The organism is Paenibacillus sp. P4_A7 (assembly GCF_056402455.1).
Genome location: NZ_JBFUHJ010000870.1, coordinates 1 through 818 on the forward strand (window position 1 = coordinate 1; position 818 = coordinate 818).

Sequence of the window (818 nt, forward strand, 5' to 3'; positions counted from 1 at the left end):
GTGTTCACGTAAATGGCATCGATATAGTCTATGAGGAATGTGGTAGCGGAAACGAACAAACGATCATTTTGCTGCATGGCTTCTGTGGCTCATCAAGTTATTGGCACAAACTCTGTCCTTTGTTATCAGAGAAAAATCGCATCATTATTCCACAGCTGCGAGGTCACGGCGAGTCATCTGCTCCAGAAGGTAGCTATACAATGGAATCAATGGCCGATGATATTTTAGGTTTAATAGAAGAGCTTGAGTTAGATAAAGTCGTTATGTTCGGACATTCTCTTGGCGGATACGTAACACTTGCTTTTGCGGAAAAATATTCAGACAGGCTCTCTGGATTCGGGCTCATCCATTCGACTGCACTTCCAGATACGGAAGAGGTGAAGCAAAAGCGACTCCAAGATATCGAGGCAATTCGTGAAAACGGTATTATAGCTTATGTGAACCAACTAATTCCGAAGTTATTTGTGAAAACGAAGCTTGATGAGATGAAGGAAGAAGTGGAACGTATAATTGGAGTAGGCTTTCAGATGACATCTGAGGGTGCTATTCATACACTTGAGGGAATGCTGAAACGCTCTGATCGCAGCTTCGTGCTTTCCGAAGCCACCTTCCCAATTTTGCTTGTGGCTGGCGCAGAAGATAAAGTTATTGTTCCTGAAGTCACTTTTTCGATTACGGGGCTCGGTACTTTAGAGTCTACCTATGAATATCCTCATATATCTGAAAATACGTTTGAGTGTGTCGCACATATGAGCCTAGTTGAAGCACCGGATCAGTTGTCTCGGGTAATGGCTAACTATTTAAAGTCCCTTTATGAG

At 42.9% G+C, this 818-nt stretch carries 1 protein-coding gene; it reads left to right on the top strand.

Annotated elements, in window-relative coordinates:
- On the top strand, positions 1-818 hold an 818-nt coding region (locus AC1DWN_RS34605), incomplete at both ends, for an alpha/beta fold hydrolase (protein ID WP_477563323.1).